A 17,321-nucleotide genomic window follows, 5' to 3' on the forward strand; every position below is an offset into this window, starting at 1 on the left:
GTGTCAGATTGGGGCAGTTGCGGCATCCAACCACAGTTGTGCGTCATGTCCCAGCCTTGGGCGGATTTTTTCCGCAACGTCGCGGTGATAGGCATTCAGCCAGCCGCGTTCGTCGGTCGTCAACATATCGACCATGATCAGTCTGCGGTCAATTGGTACATAGGTCAGCGTGCGCCAGTTCAGCATCGCGCGTTCGGCATCGCCATCGGGAAGCAGAGGAGCGTCTTCCACCACCACAAGGTTTTCGATGCGGATGCCAAAGGCGCCTTCCCGGTAATACCCGGGTTCGTTTGACAGAATCATGCCGGGTTGCAGCGGAACATGGCTGACTTTGGACAGCCGTTGCGGCCCTTCATGCACGCTCAGATAGGCGCCGACCCCATGTCCGACCCCATGGTTGAAATCCTGTCCCGCAGACCACAGCGGCACGCGGGCCACACATTCGATATCCCGCCCGGAAAGGCCCGCAGGCCAACGCAGCATCGACATGGCAATCATGCCCTTCAGCACCCGGGTGAAGCAGGTTTTTTCCTCGGTTCCGACGTCACCGATGGCGATGGTTCGGGTGATGTCGGTGGTGCCGTCCAGATACTGCCCGCCACTGTCCAGCACCAGAATATGGCCGTTTTCCAGACGGCAGTCGGTCTCTTCCGTCACGCGGTAATGCATGATCGCGCCGTTCGGACCCGTGCCTGCAATGGTATCGAACGAGATGTCCTGAAGCGCATTGTCCTTGCGCCGGTTTTCTTCCAGCCGGGTGACAATCTGTGTTTCGGTCACGCTGCCCGGGGCCTGTTCGTCCAGCCAGCACAACGTCTCGATGACCGCCACCGCATCGCGCAAATGCGCCTCGGCGCTGCCCGCGATTTCAGCCGCATTCTTGCAGGCTTTGGGCAGGGCGCAGGGATCGCCGCCATCCGTCATCGCGTCACCCAGCGCATCGGCCACGATCTGAGGCACCGAAGCGGCATCCACCTGCACCGGACCGGCCAGAGCCGCAACCGAATCCAGAAAATCGCCCGCAGCGCGCAAGGTCACCTGAGAACACAGATGATCCCGTACCCCGGCCAGTTTTTCTGCCGCCATGAACAGATCGACCTGACCACCTGCATGAAGAATGGCAAAGCCGTGGGCCACCGGGTTATAGGCGATATCCGACCCACGGATATTCAACAGCCACATGATGGAATCCGGCAGGGTGATCACCGCTGCCTTGTGCCCGGCCCGCCGAAGGTCTTCGGCCAGACGGGCGATCTTGCTGTCCGCACCTTCCCCGGCAAATTCGATCGGATGCGCCTTGACCGGGTTCATCGGCGGTGCGGGTTGATCGGCCCAGATCCGGTCCACAAGGTTTTCGCACCTTACCAGTTCGATGCCCGATCCATCCAGATCACTCAATGTGCCGGAAATCTGCCCCGCCGCATGCAGCCACGGGTCAAATCCGATCTTGCCGCCGTTGGGCAATTGCTGTTTCAGCCAGGCGCTCAGGCTTACCTCGGGCCAGGGGACCGGGGTGAAATCTGCGGCAACTTGTGCCTTGACCTGGGTGCGATACCGCCCGTCGATGAAAACTCCGGCCACGTCGCGCAGGGGGGCGCAAAACCCGGCCGAGCCCGTGAACCCGGTCAGCCAGGCCAGACGTTCATCGCGCGCCGCGACATACTCTCCCTGATGCGCATCCGCCCGTGGGATCAGAAACCCGTCAAGCCCTTCTTGCACCATCTGTTCGCGCAAGGCGGCCAGCCGCGGTGGCCCCTGTTCCGGGCGGGCGGTCACTTCGAAGGATTGGAACATGGGCGGCCTCATTCACATCATTTGAGCGTGACCCTGAGGCGCATTTCAAAAAATGTCCAGACGGGAACACCCCGTCTGAACGGGCCGATGATCAGCAAAGAAAAACACGTCGCCCTCGGGGAAATACGCCCACCGCGCAGAAGATCAGCCTCAGCCGGCCTTTCTCATCCCCATGACACGCGCCCGCGCCCGCGGGTCACTGTCAAACAGAGCCGCCAGTTGTTCGGTCATCGCGCCGGCCAGTTGTTCGACATCGGTAATCGTCACCGCCCGGTCGTAATACCGGGTCACGTCATGGCCGATGCCGATGGCCAAAAGTTCGACCATCTTGCGTTTTTCAACCATCACGATCACGTCGCGCAGGTGTTTTTCCAGATAGTTGGCGGGGTTCACGCTCAGTGTCGAATCATCGACCGGCGCACCGTCCGAGATCACCATCAGGATCTTGCGTTGTTCGCGCCGTGCCAGCATCCGGCGATGGGCCCATTCCAGGGCTTCCCCATCGATGTTTTCTTTCAGCAGGCCCTCTTTCATCATCAGACCCAGATTGGGCCGCGCACGACGCCAAGGGGCGTCCGCGCCCTTGTAGATGATGTGGCGCAGGTCGTTCAAACGGCCGGGCTGTTGCGGGCGGCCATCGTTTAGCCACGCCTCGCGCGCCTGACCGCCTTTCCACGCCCGCGTGGTAAAGCCCAGAATTTCGACCTTTACATTGCACCGCTCCAGCGTCCGGGCCAGAACATCGGCACAGATGGCGGCGATCGAAATCGGACGTCCGCGCATCGACCCCGAATTGTCCAGCAGCAGCGTCACCACCGTGTCGCGGAACTCGGTGTCTTTCTCGACCTTGAAACTCAGCGGAGTGGTGGGGTTCGCGACCACACGTGCCAATCGACCCGCGTCCAGAATGCCTTCCTCGCGGTCGAACTCCCAGCTGCGGTTCTGCTGCGCCTGCAAGCGGCGTTGCAGCTTGTTGGCCAGACGCGACACCGCGCCTTTCAGCGGTTCAAGCTGCTGATCCAGATAGGCCCGCAGACGTTCCAGCTCGGCCGGTTCCGCTAAATCCTCAGCGGCGATCTCTTCGTCATGAGTGTCCAGATAGACCTTGTAATCCGGGTCCGCTTCGGATGCCGGCGGTGGGGCAGGCGGCTCCAGAGGCGCCTCGCCATCCGGCATCTCAGCCTCGTCACCCATCTCGTCTTCGGCCATTTCGTCCATCGAGACCTGGGCCTGAGACTGATCCTGCTGCTCTTCCTGCGTCTGCTCAGGTGTCGCGTCGGCGTCCTGTTCGTCCTGATCATCCTGACCGGTGCTGTCCGGATCGGGCTGCTCCTCGGCGTCTTCCTCGGCCTGGTCTTCCTGCTCGTCGTCCAGCTCATCGGGGTCATCCCCAAGCTGGTCGCCATATCCCAGATCCTTGATCACCTGACGGGCGAATTTGGCAAAGTCCGCCTGATCCGAGAGAATCTCGTCCAGATTCTCCAACGTCCCACCCGCTTGCTCTTCAATGAACCCGCGCCACAGGTTCATGATGTTTTCTGCGGCGGGGGGCAGATCGCGCCCGGTGGCCAGATGCCGGATCAAGTACCCTGCCGCAACCGACAAAGGTGCATCGGCGGGTTGCTTGCACTGATCATACCCACGCCGGATTGCTTCATGCCCGATCTTGACGTCAATATTGCTGGCGGTGCCCGGCATGTCCCGCGCGCCCATTGCCTCGCAGCGGGCGGTCTCCATCGCCTCGTACAGATCCCGCGCCATATCGCCCGGAGGCGCATAGCGCGCATGGGTCGCGTCGTCATGATACTTGCGATGCAACGCCAAGGCGTCTGCCGTGCCACGCGCCAACAGCACCTCTTCACGCGTCATCCGACGCGAGACCTGAGGCAACCGCATCGACTCGCCCGTCATGCCCGAAGGGTCCACCGTATAGGTCACCGACAGTTCGGGATCATCGGCCATGACCTTGGTGGCCTCGGCCAAGGCCTTCTTGAACGGATCGGCGGGGTTGTCGTTCTTCTGTGCCATGTCCTTAAGCCCTCATAGTACTGGCCTGCCCGGCGTCGAAAACAGCAACGGATCTGTCTTCATCTGGCCAAAAATATCCCCGCCGGAGGCATTGCGCCCGTTCCGGGCGCAATTCGGGTGCTTACCCCAAGCTTGCACTCGCGGCGCTTTCAGGCAACTCCTCATCGAAGCAGCGCTGATAGAACTCGGCCACGGTCTGGCGTTCCAGCTCATCGCACTTGTTCAGGAAGGACAGGCGGAACGCATAGCCCACATTGCGGAAAATCTCGGCGTTCTGGGCCCAGTTGATCACGGTCCGCGGGCTCATGACGGTGGACAGATCGCCATTCATGAAGGCGGTCCGGGTCAGGTCGGCCACGGTGACCATCTGGCTGACGGTCTTGCGGCCCTCGGCGGTGTTGTAATGCGGCGCCTTCGACAGAACGATCATCGTCTCGGCGTCGTGGCTCAGATAGTTCAGGGTCGACACCAGCGACCAGCGGTCCATCTGCGCCTGGTTGATCTGCTGCGTGCCGTGATACAGACCCGTGGTGTCGCCCAGACCGACCGTGTTGGCGGTGGCAAACAGGCGGAAATTTGGGTTCGGGGTGATGATCTCGTTCTGATCCAGCAGGGTCAGCTTGCCGTCATGCTCCAACACACGTTGGATCACGAACATCACGTCGGCGCGGCCCGCATCGTATTCGTCGAACACGATGGCAACCGGGTTGCGCAACGCCCAGGGCAGAATGCCTTCGTGGAATTCGGTCACCTGCTTGCCGTCGCGCAGTTTGATCGCGTCTTTACCGATCAGGTCGATCCGGCTGATATGGCTGTCCAGGTTCACACGCACGGCGGGCCAGTTCAGACGGGCAGCGACCTGTTCAATGTGGGTGGATTTGCCGGTGCCGTGATAGCCTTGGATCATCACACGACGGTTATGGGAAAAGCCCGCCAGAATCGCCAGCGTGGTTTCCGGATCGAACTTGTAGGTATGATCGATCACCGGCACTCGGTCGCTGCGCTCGGCGAAACCCTTGACCGCCATGTCGCTGTCAATGCCGAACACGTCACGGACCGAGATATCCTCGGTAGGTTTTGCGTTGATATCGATCGATCCGTCAGCCATGCGCCTAGTCCTTATCCTTTGGCCCGTTCACCGGGTATGAACCCGTGTGTGGTGCAACATATTGCGGGCAAGGGCAAGGGAAAGCGAAAGGCGCCCAAAGGTGCGCATGTTTTTCTTGCAAACTGGCCCTATCGTTGCGCATGGGGTGTCATTCCAGAATGACAAACCACGCTACGATTTGGCACCTCGCGTTAACAAGCTTTGAGGCCGATTGCGCATAACCCAGAAGTCCTCGGTGAAAGGCTGGCAACGGCCTTTGCGCCTCGCTCAAATGCAAACATTAACATACTATCATTGAAATGCTTCTTCGGCGCGTTAACATGACTTCTAAATGTGGTTTTTTGGGCGGTCTTTGTGAGTTTGTGAGGGCCGTGGTGTTCTGTTCAGTCAACACACGGAAGGAACTTGTTCATTGCGAGTTCCCTTTTGGTCCAACCTGCTTAGCGGATACAACGTATGTCGTTTGATGTCTTACTTCATTCGGTCAACACAAGCGGGCAAGGCGACTTGATCGTCCGAAACTTGACCGATCCAGCCACTGTCTCGGGTCAAACGATTTCGATCAACGGTGGTCCGTTCGTACCCTACACGTATCTTGGACAAGGTAACTACAGAGGTACCGGCGAATCTGGTGAGTTTATTCAGGTTGGAACCGAAATCTATGCCTGGGACACCAACAACCCCACCGGGCCAATGACAACCGGAAACTGGCAAATCACAACCGGAGATCTTGATCCAAACAATCCGCCCTGTTTTGTTGCTGGAACCCTGATAGAGACCGAGGCCGGTCCACGCCCGGTCGAGAACCTGATGATCGGTGACAGAGTTTGCGTGTCAGGTGGGAAAACGCTGCCGATTTTGTGGATCGGGAAAAAAGTGCTGAGTGCACAAACACTGGCTTTGCAACCGAAATTTAGACCCGTTCGCATTCGGCGCGACGCGATTTGCAAGGGTCAACCCAACCAGGATGTTTTTGTGTCCCCGCAACATCGGATCATGCTGGAAGGCTGGCGCGCCGAGTTGTTGTTCGGACAAGATCGGGTCTTTGTTGCGGCAATCCACTTGGTGAATGACGGAACAATTCAGCAGGTGCATACAGGTGAAGACATCACATATTACCACATTGCCTGCTCTCGACACGCGATACTGCACTCGCAGGGGCTACGTAGCGAAAGTCTTTTTCTGGGCGACACAGCGCTGAAGTCTTTCTGTCGTGAAGACGTCGAAGAACTGCTCGCACTGTTCCCCGAATTGCGTGACGGCACTGCAGAGTCGCAACAAACTCGCTTAAGTTGTTTGAAGCGCCGGGAAGCAATTGCATTGCGAAGCTCATACCCGGACTAAAGCGCGGATCGTTGTAATCCGAACCGCTCCTGATTTGATCCCTGGCCTCAACAAACCCCTTCAAATGTGTTCTCTGGGACCATTTACCATAGGCAATTTCTCAGTGCAGCACCGTTGAGATGGCCTTACACATCTGTGCCTTGGGTCAACCGTTGCTTGACTATAGCGAAAACCAAAGCTCGTCTTTGCGAAAGCCACCTTTTACCAGACGATCCGCGTTCAACACATCCGGAAACTCGTCCACCCAATCCCGAAACCGGTCATTTGTGACGATGCGTGCCTTGCTATCCCGCGCCGCCTGCAAGATCAGCGGGTCCGCAGGTGTCCCTTCGGGGGCCACCATGACCTGCTTGGATCGCAAGCCCAGGGCGCGGCTCAGCTTCCGGTCGTCCATATAGTGGCCTTCGACTTTGTACCCGACATTCGCATCGAACATGACGCCCGGTTTGAACCCTGCGCGCTTCAAAGTCTCAAGGACCTTCTTCAACGTACCCAGATCCGGGGTGCCATCTTTCCAGTGCATGACGTTCGAACCGTCCACGATGATCCATGTATTGGCCCGGCGCCACCTGAACCAGGCCCGTATGAACAGGATTGTGCTGGCCATCACGCAAATCAGCGCCAATAGGAACAGCCAATCCGCGTCTGTCTGAATGAAACTGGCAGCGATGAGCCCGCTTAGCGAGACGAGCAACAGGCAAATGGATGTGCGCACGAAACTGATCCCTGGAAACTCCTGCCCCCAATCCTCCACCACTTTTGCGTGGAATGAAACAGGGTTCCATACGGAACTTGCGCAGTTTTTTTCAGGTTGTGTCGTCCGCGGCACCCCACCATTCAGGCAGGGCGCGCCGCGAACGCAAAGCAGGCAAAGCCGTGACCGCTACTTGAAGTTCCGGCTGTCCTTGATCTGATCCCAGGCCCAGACAACTTCCTGCAGCTGTTCTTCCTGTGAACGGTCTCCGCCATTCATGTCCGGATGCAGCACTTTGATCAGCTTCTTGTACGCTTTGCGAACCTCGGCCTTGGTCCAGCTGTCATTGGCCTCGAGAATCTCGATCGCACGGCGTTCGGTCGGCGGCAGGCGTCGTCCGCCGCCACCCGTCGTGCGGCCTTTGTTCTGCGTGCTGTTGGCACCAAGAACCTGATGCGGATCCTCGATCCCCAAACGGGCCCAGGCACGTGCTTCGGGGTCGCCCATCGGCTTGGTCTCGCGCTCCCAAACCTTGTCTTTCGATCGCTGCGCGTTCAGCTCGGCCTCGGTGGTGCCGTCAAAGAAATTCCACTTCTGGTTATATTCCCGCACGTGTTGCTGGCAGAACCAGAAAAAATCATCCAGGACATCCGGTGCTTTTGGCGCGCGGAACTTTCCCGGTTCTTCGCATCCCTCGTGGTCACAGATCCGGACCGAGGTTTCAGAGGCACCCGACATGCCCCGGCGTCCCCGCGGATTCTTCTTTTTGGCGCTGGAAACGGACATATCGAATCCGAAGGGGTCTGATTTCGCCATGCTCTAATCCTCAAGAACGCGTCTTTTCGACTCGGAGGCAGCAGTTTAATCTAAGCAGCCGAAAGTAGAAGAGGGGTGCGGCAATATTTTTGCCGCTGAGCAAAAAAATGAGTGTGACTGACGAGATCCGAACCCGCCTGCAAGCCGCCTTTGATCCGCGCGAGCTGGACGTGATCGACGACAGCGAAAGCCATCGCGGCCATGCGGGATATCAGGACGGTGGTGAAAGCCACTTCAACGTCCGTATCCGCGCCAGTGCATTCGAAGGCAAATCCCGCGTCGCCCGCCACCGTGCCGTGCACAAGGCGCTGGGCGACATCGTGCCCCGCATCCACGCGCTGGCCCTTGATATCGGCGTCTGAAGACCTTTACGTGTCAACCCGCCTCCATCTTTGCGGACGGCGTCGATGCCGAGATGGCGTATTCCTCTTCCGTCATGCCCTCTTCTATTCCCTCGAACAGCGGGGTCGACAAGTATCGCTCGCCGGTGTCCGGCAACATGACCAGCATGACAGAGCCTGCCGGCGCGGATTCGGCCAGCTTCATGGCCACCGCAATGGTCGATCCGCCCGAAATCCCGGTGAATATCCCTTCTTCGGCGGCAAGCCGGCGCGACCATGCGATTCCTTCGGGTCCGGGAATGGGGATCAACTCGTCATAGTATGAATTGTCGATGGCTTCCTGAAGAACCCAGGGGATGAAATCCGGTGTCCAGCCCTGAATCGGGTGGGGCTCGAAATCGGGGTGGCTTTCGGTCGGCTGATGGTCAGCGTTGCGCGTATTGACGTAACCTGATGATACTATTGCGGCATTTGCCGGTTCGGTCAGGATGATCCTGGTGTCGGGCCGCTCTTTCCGCAGTATACGCGAAACGCCCGAAACGGTGCCGCCGGTCCCATAGCCCGTCACCCAATAATCCAGCCGTTGCCCTTCGAAATCGGCAAGAATTTCCCGGGCAGTCGTGTTCTCGTGAATATCGGCATTGGCTGCGGTCTCGAACTGGCTGGCAAGGAACCATCCGTTTTCCTCGGCCAGTTCCTTGGCCTTGGTATACATGCCGAACCCTTTTTGCGCCTTCGGGGTCAGAACAACCTTGGCGCCCAGAAACCGCATCAGCTTTCGCCGTTCGACCGAGAAGCTCTCGGCCATCGTCACGACCAGAGGGTATCCCTTGGCCGCGCACACCATGGCCAGCCCGATCCCGGTGTTGCCGGATGTCGCTTCGACAACGGTTTGTCCGGGCTTCAGCCGCCCGTCACGTTCCGCCGCCTCGATGATGTTCAGCGCCAGCCTGTCCTTGACCGAGCCTGCCGGGTTGAAGGCCTCGAATTTTACATAGACGGTCACATGCTCGGGCGCGATCCGATTGACCCGAATGCAGGGCGTGTCACCGACCGTGTCGAGAATGCTGTCATACAGGCGTGTCCGCCCTTGTGTCTGTCGAATAGCCATTTCGATGTCCCTCCAGAATATCCGGCTAACATGCCACAGATTTCCCGAGGGTGTAGCCCTTATTGCTTTCCAATGTGGTTGGGCCGTCCCGGCTCGACTTGACGTATGTCAGAGCGAACACGGATGTCCTGCACAAGGCCACAGGGCATTTGCAATCGCTCTGGCGGTCGTACCAGCCCCCAAGCCTATGTTTTTGAAGGGTCGCTTTCATCAGCGGCGTCATCAGACCGCTTCAACGACAAAGGCGGCTCGTCCGCCTCTGCGGCAATAGGTTTTGGGGCCTGTACCTCGTCGGGGCCCGGAATCGGCTGGGCCAGCGGGGTGTCATCCATCTCAGGTACTGCGCCGACCCACGAGGCATCGACTTCCTCTTCCACCACGCGGCGGAACACCAGCACATTGCGCCAGTTCGTGGTCGATCCGGTCAGACCCGAGCGTTCTTCGCTGGGCAGCAACTCGGCCCGCTGGTATTCCCAGCCATCCTGCCCCAACTGATTCAGCAGTTGCTCGACCGAGACGGCAAAGCGGCCCTCGGCCGTTTTCACGCCTTTGGCTTTGACACCTTTTTGCGGGGCGGGGATGACCTTGTATTCGTAGCGCTTCATCTACTGTTCCTAAATGCGTTTCCGCGCCAACTTAACACGCTGCCCCCCGGGTGAAAGGGCCCTTGCTCATCCGGCGGAATTCACCTCTGACCATTCGCTTCGGCCTGTGCCGCCTTGGCCACAACCGACAGGCACAGTTCCGTCGCCAACGCCATGTCCTGCACTGAAATCCATTCCAACGGGCCGTGAACGCACTGCATCCCGGTGAAAATGTTGGGGCAGGGGGTGCCGAATTCGGTCAGGCGCGATCCGTCCGTGCCGCCCCTAATCGGTACCGACAGCGGTTCAACCCCCAACTCGCGACACGCATCGCGCGCCAGTTCGACCGGAGTCATGTCGTTTTCCAGCCAATACCGCATGTTGCGGTACTGGTGGCTGATGTCGCAGGTGATGGTCGCGCGCGGTTCCGTGGCCTGCACGGCGGCGCAGACCTGCCGCACGATGTTTCGTTGCGCTTCCAGCCCGTCCATCTCGAAATCACGCAGGATCAGCTTGATCTCCATCTCGGATGATCCGCCGTTCATGTCAGTGACATGGATGAAGCCTTCGCGCCCGTCCGTGGTTTCCGGCGTCATGGTGGCCTGAGGCAATGTCTGTACGATCTTTGCCGCCAGATGCGTGGCGTTCACCATCTTTTCCTTGGCCAGGCCGGGATGGATCGAAACACCCTCGATCCGGATCACGGCGCGGTCGGCCGAGAAACTTTCATACTCGATCTCACCCACTTGCTGCCCATCCAGCGTATAAGCAAAATCCACGCCCAGATCCTGGGGAAGTTGTTCCGTGACACCCCGGCCGATCTCTTCATCCGGAGTGAACGCGATACGAATCGGACCATGTGGAACATCCTGATTTTCGATCAGGTGCCGCGCCATCGTCATCAGAATCGATACACCGGCCTTGTCGTCCGCGCCCAGCAGGGTTGTGCCCGACGCAGTGATCAGGTCGTGGCCGATCTTTTCGGCCAGATAGGGGTGGTCTTCCGGAGAAAGAACCAGATCCGGGTTGTCCGGAAAGGTGATGTCGCCACCGTTGTAGCCCTTGATCACCCGCGGCTTGACGCCGGTTGCGTTGAACTGAGGGGCTGTATCGACATGGGCCAGAAAGCCCACGGTCGGCCCCGGCGCCGTTCCGGGAATGGTCGCGACGACAACACTGTCGCCCGTCATCTCAACATCCTGCGCGCCGATCTGGATCAGCTCATCGCGCAACAGGTTCAGCATGTCGAACTGAATCTGAGTGCTCGGGGTCGTCGGGGATGTCTCGTCACTTTGACTGTCGATGGCGGCATAGCGCACCAGCCGGTCTTCGAGTTCCTGATCAAATCTGCTTTGCATAATACCTCACCTCTCTGTTGCGGAGGAAAGGGCCCAAACAGCAGGAAGTCAAGCCGATGGCTTGACCCCAAGTCTTGAGATTTTGTGAGAAACCGGATTGTACAAACCCGCCAAAGATTGCCGGCCGGCTTGTACAAAACGAAAGGTTTACGAGCCCAGCTTCTTGCTGACCAGTTCGTTGACGGCTTTCGGGTTCGCCTTGCCGCCGGTGGCTTTCATGACCTGACCCACGAACCAGCCCGCCAGTTTCGGGTTCACCTTGGCCTTCTCGACCTGCGCCGGGTTGGCGGCGATGATCTCGTCCAGCGCGGCCTCGATCGCGCCGGTGTCGGTCACCTGCTTCATGCCGCGCTCTTCGACGATCTGCGCCGGGTCGCCGCCTTCGGTATAGACGATCTCGAACAGCTCTTTGGCGATCTTGCCCGAAATCGCGTCCGAGGCGATCAGGTCGATGATCCCGCCCAGCTGCGCGGGCGAAACCGGCGAGTCGGTGATGTCGCGGTCGTCTTTCTTCAGGCGGCCGAACAGCTCGTTGATGACCCAGTTCGCCGCCAGTTTTCCGTTACGGCCCTTGGCCACTTCCTCGAAATAGGCGGCGGATTCGACCTCGGCGGTCAGCACTGATGCGTCATAGTCGGTCAGGCCGAACTCATTGATGAAGCGCGCCTTTTTCTCGTCCGGCAGCTCGGGCAGCCTGGCGGCGATATCATCGACCCATGCTTGTTCGATCTCCAGCGGCAGCAGGTCGGGGTCGGGGAAATAGCGGTAATCATGCGCTTCTTCCTTGGACCGCATCGAACGGGTTTCACCCTTGTCCGGGTCATACAGACGGGTTTCCTGCTCGACCTTGCCACCACCTTCGACGATGGCGATCTGACGGCGGGCTTCGACCTCGATCGCTTGCTGGATGAAGCGCATCGAGTTCATGTTCTTGATCTCGCAGCGCGTGCCCAGATGCGAAAAATCCTGTGTTTCCTGATACTTCTCATAGGCGCCGGGCAAACAGATCGAGACGTTCACATCGGCCCGCAGGTTGCCGTTCTGCATGTTGCCGTCGCAGGTGCCCAGGTAACGCATGATCTGACGCAGCTTGGCGATATAGGCCGCGGCCTCTTCCGGCCCGCGGATGTCGGGGCGGCTGACGATCTCCATCAGGCAGACACCGGTGCGGTTCAGGTCGACGAAGGACATATGCGGATCCATGTCGTGGATCGATTTACCCGCGTCCTGCTCCATGTGGATACGCTCGATCCGCACCTTGCGCGCGGTGCCGTCGCCCAGTTCGACCAGCACTTCGCCTTCGCCCACGATCGGGTGGTAAAGCTGGGAAATCTGATACCCTTGCGGCAGGTCGGGGTAGAAATAATTCTTGCGGTCAAAGGCCGATTTCAGATTGATATCCGCCTTCAGGCCCAGCCCTGTGCGCACAGCTTGCTCAACGCAGTGTTCGTTGATCACCGGCAGCATCCCCGGCATCGCCGCGTCCACGAAAGCCACGTTTGAATTCGGTTCCGCCCCGAATTGGGTGGATGCACCCGAAAACAGCTTGGCATTGGATGAGACCTGAGCATGCACCTCCATCCCGATCACCAGTTCCCAATCGTGCTTGGCCCCGGCAATGGTTTTGGGTTTGGGCATTTCGTATGTCAGATCGAGCATGGCGCGCCTCATTTCCGCAGAAGTCTAAGCCTGCGTATTAGGCCCGGCAGGGCTTAGGGGCAAGGGGGAATCCTGTCGTGTTCAGTTCTGGGAAAACCGCAGGCCCGACGGTGTGAATGTCACATCCATACCGCTGCGCAGTTCTTCCCGGAACAGATCCGAGATGGCGCGCAAGGCATCGCGCTGACCGCGCGCTGCAAATCGTTCGGGCGAGTTTATGCGGACGGAATTGTTGAAACCGTTGGCCGCATGCGCCCAGATCAACGGGTGCAATTCCGTCAGGTGATCGCGGATAAGCCGGTTTGCCGTGTCGCGCATCTGCGAACGGACAAGGTCGGCCTGATCATTCAGGCCAAATCCGTTCTGGACGGTGATCGCGCAGTAGGATGACAGCATGTTGATCATCTGCTGATCGGGCCGCAGGCGCAGGATATCACGCAGACCCTCAAGGAAATACTCGATATCGACGCGGGCACAGGCCTCTTCGTCCAATGCGATGGCGTCGAACTGAACCCATGTGTATCCGCCCGCGCCCCAGATATCCTGTGTCCTGGCGGCTGTACGCAAGGCTTGCAACTCCAGCTCTTCGTAGCTGCCGAACCACCGGGGCAGAAGGTGGCTGCCCATCGCGCGCATGTGGCGCTGATTGCATGGATCCAGCGTGATCAGCCGTTCATATTCTTCGGCCACCCGCGCGTTGGATTTGCGCTGACCAGCCAGCAGCGCACATCCGGTCGCTGCAATCAGGGGGCTGTCGGGGGCATCCTTCCTGCATTTGGGCAGGATTGCTGCGGCCCGGTCGAAATGCGCGGCGCAGCGTGACCGGTGCAAAGGTGGCAGCGTCGCGTCCGAGGCCGTACCGCGCCATGCCCACGCCAGATCGATATGGGCAAGGGCAACGACGGTGGCGATCATCGGGTCATAGGGGTTGTCTGCCATCTCGCCTTCAAGTTCCGAGATGCCACCCAACAGGTCGTAATCCGAGATGGCCGCGCCATCCGAGAGCGCATGTTCAGCGGCCAGAACAACGTCAGACCTTGCACCGAACGCCAGCAGATCGGCCACCGGCATACCATCCGCAACGGCGGCGCGATCCTGATCAGCCACGCGCATTTCCTGCGATAGCTCTGCCCAGCGGTCCTGCCGGGCGAGATAGCGGCCATGTTCGATCGTGGAATGTCCGATCAGATCATCGCGGTCGGATTTTGCGACGGGAATATTCAGCTGACCCTGCTCGGGCAAGGCGGCCGCAAGCGCGGATTTTGTCGCGCACAGATCTGCTGAAACATTTGTAGGAGTAGCTGTGGATGGGGCGAACAGTGCCCTTAGCGACCGAAACATGGCGATACTCAAAACTGTAAAAACGTATAACTGACACCGAAGTCTGGCGGGATATCGGGTTCAAATCAAGTAAATTGCCTATTAATTTCTTTCTTTTGTGTCCAATTCGCCCCTCAACGGCCCAGTGTTTCAGAAAACAGTGAAATGATGCCGTTCTACGCGAAATCCGGCTTGTTTCAGAAGGGTTTCCAAATCCAGATGCGCCGGAAGCGACTCATCCGGCAGACGGATTCGTTTGCCGGAATGCAAAACAATCGACACTCGAACCGAGAAATCCCAACGGGTGTCAAAGCGGAAATGGTCGATGTCGCGCAGCGCGACCTCTGCCTGCCGGTTCCCCGTGAACCAGCTTAGCGCATCCTGATCCAATTGCATGCCTGCGCTGGTGTTCTGAACCACGTCCCAAAGTGCGGGCAGGGTGGCCAAAGACAGCAGCCCCGTGATCCACCAGGCCGCGTCAAACAGGACAACCAGCGCCAGCAACGCAGCATAAACAGCGGCCAGGATGGCCAGCGTTCGCAAATTCCGGTTGCTGCGGGCAAAGCTGTAAGGCGTCATGCGCCGAGGATGCGGGACACCATTTCGGTCGTGTCCCGCGACAGGTTCGGTGTTTCCGCGATGCGGGAAAGCTGCGCACGCATCAGGGCCTGACGATCCGGATCATACCGTTTCCAGGTCTGGAACGCCGAGCACATTCGGGCCGTGGCCTGTGGGTTTACCGGGTCCAGACGGATCAGCCAGTCGGCCAGCAGGGCGTATCCGGCGCCATCCGGCTGGTGGAACCCTGCGTGGTTCATCGCCAAGGCCCCCATGACAGCGCGGAACCTGTTCGGGTTTTTCCAGTTGAAATCGGAATGCTCGGTCAGGGTCGCGGCAATTGCGGGTGTCGCCTCGGGTGCTGCCATCGCGACTTGCAGGCCAAACCACTTGTCCATGACCAACCGGTCATGCTGCCACTGGTCGTAGAAGGCATCCAGCTGCGCCTCACCCTTGCGGGCGCGTAAAAGGCAAGACAATGCCGTCAGTTGCAATGTCATGTTGTCTGCCGTGTCGTACATCGCGGCCGCCATCGCCCCGCCGTCCAGACGAGAGGTCAGTGCCAGCGCGGCGCTGCCAAGTGCCCGTTTACCGGATTGCTCGGCGTCCGGGCTGTAGGGGACGTCCACCAAAGCCTCACTGTGCAGGCGGGGCAGCAAATCCTGTACGGTCTGGGCTGTTGCCTGCCGCAACGTTTCCACTGCGGTCCAGATCGCCATAGGGTCGGGCGTGTGGCCACGGTCGTGCAGGGCCGCTGCCAATTCCGATTGTGTCGGCAATCCCAGCATCAACGCACGATAGGCCGGGTCCAGTTCGTCATTGCGCAGCACAGTCAACACGCCGTCAAGGTAATCGGTATCCGGTGCCGCATCCTGAAGGATCATCCGCATCAGGGTGTCCTGCGCCAGATCCCGTCCTGCCTGCCAACGGTTAAACGGGTCCGTGTCATGCGCCAGAAGAAACGCGCGTTCCGCGTTCGACTGGTCATGTTCCAGAATGACAGGTGCCGAGAAATCGCGCAGGATCGATGCTGTGGGTTTTGCCGCCAGGCCAGTGAACGCAAAGCTCTGTTCGGCCTGTGTCAGTTCCAGCACTTCGGTCGCGCGAACCTCATCGCCGTTGGGCCCAATCAGGCCGACTGCAACCGGGATGACCTGAGGCAGTTTCTCCTCCTGTCCCGGCGTGGGATCGGTTCGCTGTTTCAGCGTAAGTGTATAGGTGCCGTCGGCCCAGTCTTCCTGAACCCTGACGCGCGGAGTGCCCGACTGGCTGTACCAACGTTTGAATTGTGTCAGATCGCGCCCAGTGGTGTCTTCGAAAACCTTCAGCCAGTCCTCGATCGTGCAGGCCTGACCGTCATGGCGTTCAAAATACAGATCAAGCGCCTTGGCATAGGCCGCATCTCCGACCAACCGTTTCAGCATGCCGATGACTTCGGCACCCTTCTCATAGACGGTGGCGGTGTAGAAGTTGTTGATCTCCTGAAAGCTTTCGGGGCGCACTGGATGCGACAACGGACCGTTGTCCTCGGGGAACTGTCGGGCACGCAGGTCTATGGCATCGTGGATGCGCTTCACCGGGGCCGAGCGCATGTCCGAGGTAAATTGCGCATCCCGGAATACTGTCAGACCTTCCTTGAGGCACAGCTGGAACCAGTCGCGGCAGGTGATGCGGTTGCCGGTCCAGTTGTGGAAATACTCATGCGCAATAATCGCCTCGATCCGTTCGAAATTGGCGTCGGTCGAAGTTTCGGGGCTGGCCAGAACGGCCGACGAGTTGAAGATGTTCAGCCCCTTGTTTTCCATCGCGCCCATGTTGAAGTCATCGACGGCCACGATGTTGAAGACGTCCAGATCGTATTCACGGCCATAGACGTCCTCGTCCCATTTCATCGACTTCTTCAACGCCTCCATGCCGAAAGCGCATTTCCCCTCGTCTCCGGGACGGACCCAGAGGTTCAGTTCGACGGTGCGAGCTGACCTGGTGGTGAACTGACCGGGATGTGCGATCAGGTCTCCGGCGACCAGAGCGAACAGATAGGCGGGTTTGGGCCATGGATCGACCCATTCGGCCCAGCCTTCACCCTTGCCCGACGGGTTGCCGTTCGACAGCAGCACCGGCAGGTCGCCGTTGATCCGAACGGTGAAGGTGGACATCACGTCCGGCCGGTCGGGGTAGAAGGTGATCTTGCGGAACCCCTCGGCCTCGCACTGGGTGCAGTACATGCCGTTCGACATGTACAGACCTTCCAGCGCGGTATTGTTGCCGGGGTCGATTTCAACCTCGGCTTCCCACAGGAACGGGGCGTCCGGGACATCTGCGGTTAGTCCTTTGTCGGTCACGTCTGGCGTGATCTCGGCCCCGTCAATGGCGGCGCGGATCAAGTTCAGTTCTTCCCCGTGCAGAAAGAAGGTGCGGTCGGTTGCGTCAGGATTGGGCCGGAACGCAATGCGCGAGGTGACGCGCGTGGCGTGCGCGTCCAGATCAAAAGTCAGGTGCACGCTGTCCACCAGATAGCCAAACGGTGTGTAGTCTTTCAGGTAGATCGTGGTGGGGGCAGCGTCGCGCATCTTGGGCCTCGTATCTGTTCGGGACTGGCGCGACGT

Annotated in this window: 14 protein-coding genes; 2 read left to right on the plus strand and 12 right to left on the minus strand. The window is 59.3% G+C overall.

The window, feature by feature from the left end; translation table 11 throughout:
* Positions 1–3: 3 nt before the first annotated feature.
* From GS611_RS01025 to cobS, 3 genes are all read right to left on the minus strand, one after another.
* Complete coding sequence (locus GS611_RS01025; RefSeq protein ID WP_171631030.1) at positions 4–1,794, minus strand: aminopeptidase P family protein; 1,791 nt, start codon at positions 1,792–1,794, stop codon at positions 4–6.
* Between the two features lie 150 nt (positions 1,795–1,944).
* Positions 1,945–3,822 carry a cobaltochelatase subunit CobT gene (gene cobT / locus GS611_RS01030; protein WP_171631033.1) on the minus strand — a complete coding sequence of 626 codons (1,878 nt, stop codon included), beginning with the start codon at positions 3,820–3,822 and terminating at the stop codon, positions 1,945–1,947.
* A 121-nt stretch (positions 3,823–3,943) separates the two neighbouring features.
* The gene (cobS, locus tag GS611_RS01035) at positions 3,944–4,930 is read right to left on the minus strand and encodes a cobaltochelatase subunit CobS (RefSeq protein ID WP_152458642.1); all 987 of its coding nucleotides are present in this window, start codon (positions 4,928–4,930) and stop codon (positions 3,944–3,946) included.
* A gap of 693 nt (positions 4,931–5,623) precedes the next feature.
* Between cobS and GS611_RS01040 the strand changes: the two genes are divergently transcribed.
* Positions 5,624–6,274 carry a Hint domain-containing protein gene (locus tag GS611_RS01040; protein ID WP_253284957.1) on the plus strand — a complete coding sequence of 217 codons (651 nt, stop codon included), beginning with the start codon at positions 5,624–5,626 and terminating at the stop codon, positions 6,272–6,274.
* A gap of 160 nt (positions 6,275–6,434) precedes the next feature.
* Here GS611_RS01040 and GS611_RS01045 read toward each other — a convergent pair whose 3' ends face one another.
* Entirely contained in the window at positions 6,435–6,989 is a 555-nt protein-coding gene (locus tag GS611_RS01045; protein WP_371732208.1) for a hypothetical protein, read from the minus strand.
* A 168-nt stretch (positions 6,990–7,157) separates the two neighbouring features.
* The gene (locus GS611_RS01050) at positions 7,158–7,784 is read right to left on the minus strand and encodes a J domain-containing protein (protein WP_171631037.1); all 627 of its coding nucleotides are present in this window, start codon (positions 7,782–7,784) and stop codon (positions 7,158–7,160) included.
* A gap of 107 nt (positions 7,785–7,891) precedes the next feature.
* Between GS611_RS01050 and GS611_RS01055 the strand changes: the two genes are divergently transcribed.
* On the plus strand, positions 7,892–8,146 hold the full coding sequence (locus GS611_RS01055) for a BolA family transcriptional regulator (RefSeq protein ID WP_171631039.1): 255 nt from the start codon (positions 7,892–7,894) through the stop codon (positions 8,144–8,146).
* Between the two features lie 13 nt (positions 8,147–8,159).
* Here GS611_RS01055 and GS611_RS01060 read toward each other — a convergent pair whose 3' ends face one another.
* From GS611_RS01060 to pepN, 7 genes are all read right to left on the minus strand, one after another.
* The gene (locus GS611_RS01060; RefSeq protein ID WP_171631041.1) at positions 8,160–9,236 is read right to left on the minus strand and encodes a PLP-dependent cysteine synthase family protein; all 1,077 of its coding nucleotides are present in this window, start codon (positions 9,234–9,236) and stop codon (positions 8,160–8,162) included.
* A 185-nt stretch (positions 9,237–9,421) separates the two neighbouring features.
* Positions 9,422–9,841, minus strand: a complete 420-nt coding sequence (locus GS611_RS01065) for a DUF4177 domain-containing protein (protein WP_171631043.1) — start codon at positions 9,839–9,841, stop codon at positions 9,422–9,424.
* A gap of 80 nt (positions 9,842–9,921) precedes the next feature.
* Positions 9,922–11,178, minus strand: coding sequence for a peptidase T (pepT, locus tag GS611_RS01070; RefSeq protein WP_171631047.1), 1,257 nt, complete (start codon positions 11,176–11,178; stop codon positions 9,922–9,924).
* Between the two features lie 147 nt (positions 11,179–11,325).
* Positions 11,326–12,837 (minus strand): Asp-tRNA(Asn)/Glu-tRNA(Gln) amidotransferase subunit GatB, encoded by a 1,512-nt coding sequence (gene gatB, locus GS611_RS01075; protein ID WP_171631049.1) that lies wholly within the window; start codon positions 12,835–12,837, stop codon positions 11,326–11,328.
* Between the two features lie 81 nt (positions 12,838–12,918).
* Entirely contained in the window at positions 12,919–14,178 is a 1,260-nt protein-coding gene (locus GS611_RS01080; protein WP_245217960.1) for a hypothetical protein, read from the minus strand.
* A gap of 129 nt (positions 14,179–14,307) precedes the next feature.
* Entirely contained in the window at positions 14,308–14,736 is a 429-nt protein-coding gene (locus tag GS611_RS01085) for a hypothetical protein (protein WP_171631051.1), read from the minus strand.
* Complete coding sequence (gene pepN, locus GS611_RS01090; protein ID WP_171631053.1) at positions 14,733–17,285, minus strand: aminopeptidase N; 2,553 nt, start codon at positions 17,283–17,285, stop codon at positions 14,733–14,735. Before pepN ends, GS611_RS01085 begins: the two co-directional genes overlap by 4 nt.
* Between the last annotated feature and the right edge of the window lie 36 nt (positions 17,286–17,321).

It is taken from the genome of Ruegeria sp. HKCCD6119 (assembly GCF_013110585.1).
In the GTDB taxonomy this organism is placed as follows: domain Bacteria; phylum Pseudomonadota; class Alphaproteobacteria; order Rhodobacterales; family Rhodobacteraceae; genus Ruegeria.

Excerpts from the sequence above, each read along its gene's own strand:
- GS611_RS01025 (WP_171631030.1), bottom strand. The coding sequence starts at position 1,794 with ATGTTCCAATCCTTCGAAGTGACCGCCCGCCCGGAACAGGGGCCACCG.
- cobT (WP_171631033.1), bottom strand. The coding sequence starts at position 3,822 with ATGGCACAGAAGAACGACAACCCCGCCGATCCGTTCAAGAAGGCCTTG.
- cobS (WP_152458642.1), bottom strand. The coding sequence starts at position 4,930 with ATGGCTGACGGATCGATCGATATCAACGCAAAACCTACCGAGGATATC.
- GS611_RS01040 (WP_253284957.1), top strand. The coding sequence starts at position 5,624 with ATGACAACCGGAAACTGGCAAATCACAACCGGAGATCTTGATCCAAAC.
- GS611_RS01050 (WP_171631037.1), bottom strand. The coding sequence starts at position 7,784 with ATGGCGAAATCAGACCCCTTCGGATTCGATATGTCCGTTTCCAGCGCC.
- GS611_RS01055 (WP_171631039.1), top strand. The coding sequence starts at position 7,892 with ATGAGTGTGACTGACGAGATCCGAACCCGCCTGCAAGCCGCCTTTGAT.
- GS611_RS01060 (WP_171631041.1), bottom strand. The coding sequence starts at position 9,236 with ATGGCTATTCGACAGACACAAGGGCGGACACGCCTGTATGACAGCATT.
- GS611_RS01065 (WP_171631043.1), bottom strand. The coding sequence starts at position 9,841 with ATGAAGCGCTACGAATACAAGGTCATCCCCGCCCCGCAAAAAGGTGTC.
- pepT (WP_171631047.1), bottom strand. The coding sequence starts at position 11,178 with ATGCAAAGCAGATTTGATCAGGAACTCGAAGACCGGCTGGTGCGCTAT.
- gatB (WP_171631049.1), bottom strand. The coding sequence starts at position 12,837 with ATGCTCGATCTGACATACGAAATGCCCAAACCCAAAACCATTGCCGGG.
- GS611_RS01080 (WP_245217960.1), bottom strand. The coding sequence starts at position 14,178 with ATGTTTCGGTCGCTAAGGGCACTGTTCGCCCCATCCACAGCTACTCCT.
- GS611_RS01085 (WP_171631051.1), bottom strand. The coding sequence starts at position 14,736 with ATGACGCCTTACAGCTTTGCCCGCAGCAACCGGAATTTGCGAACGCTG.
- pepN (WP_171631053.1), bottom strand. The coding sequence starts at position 17,285 with ATGCGCGACGCTGCCCCCACCACGATCTACCTGAAAGACTACACACCG.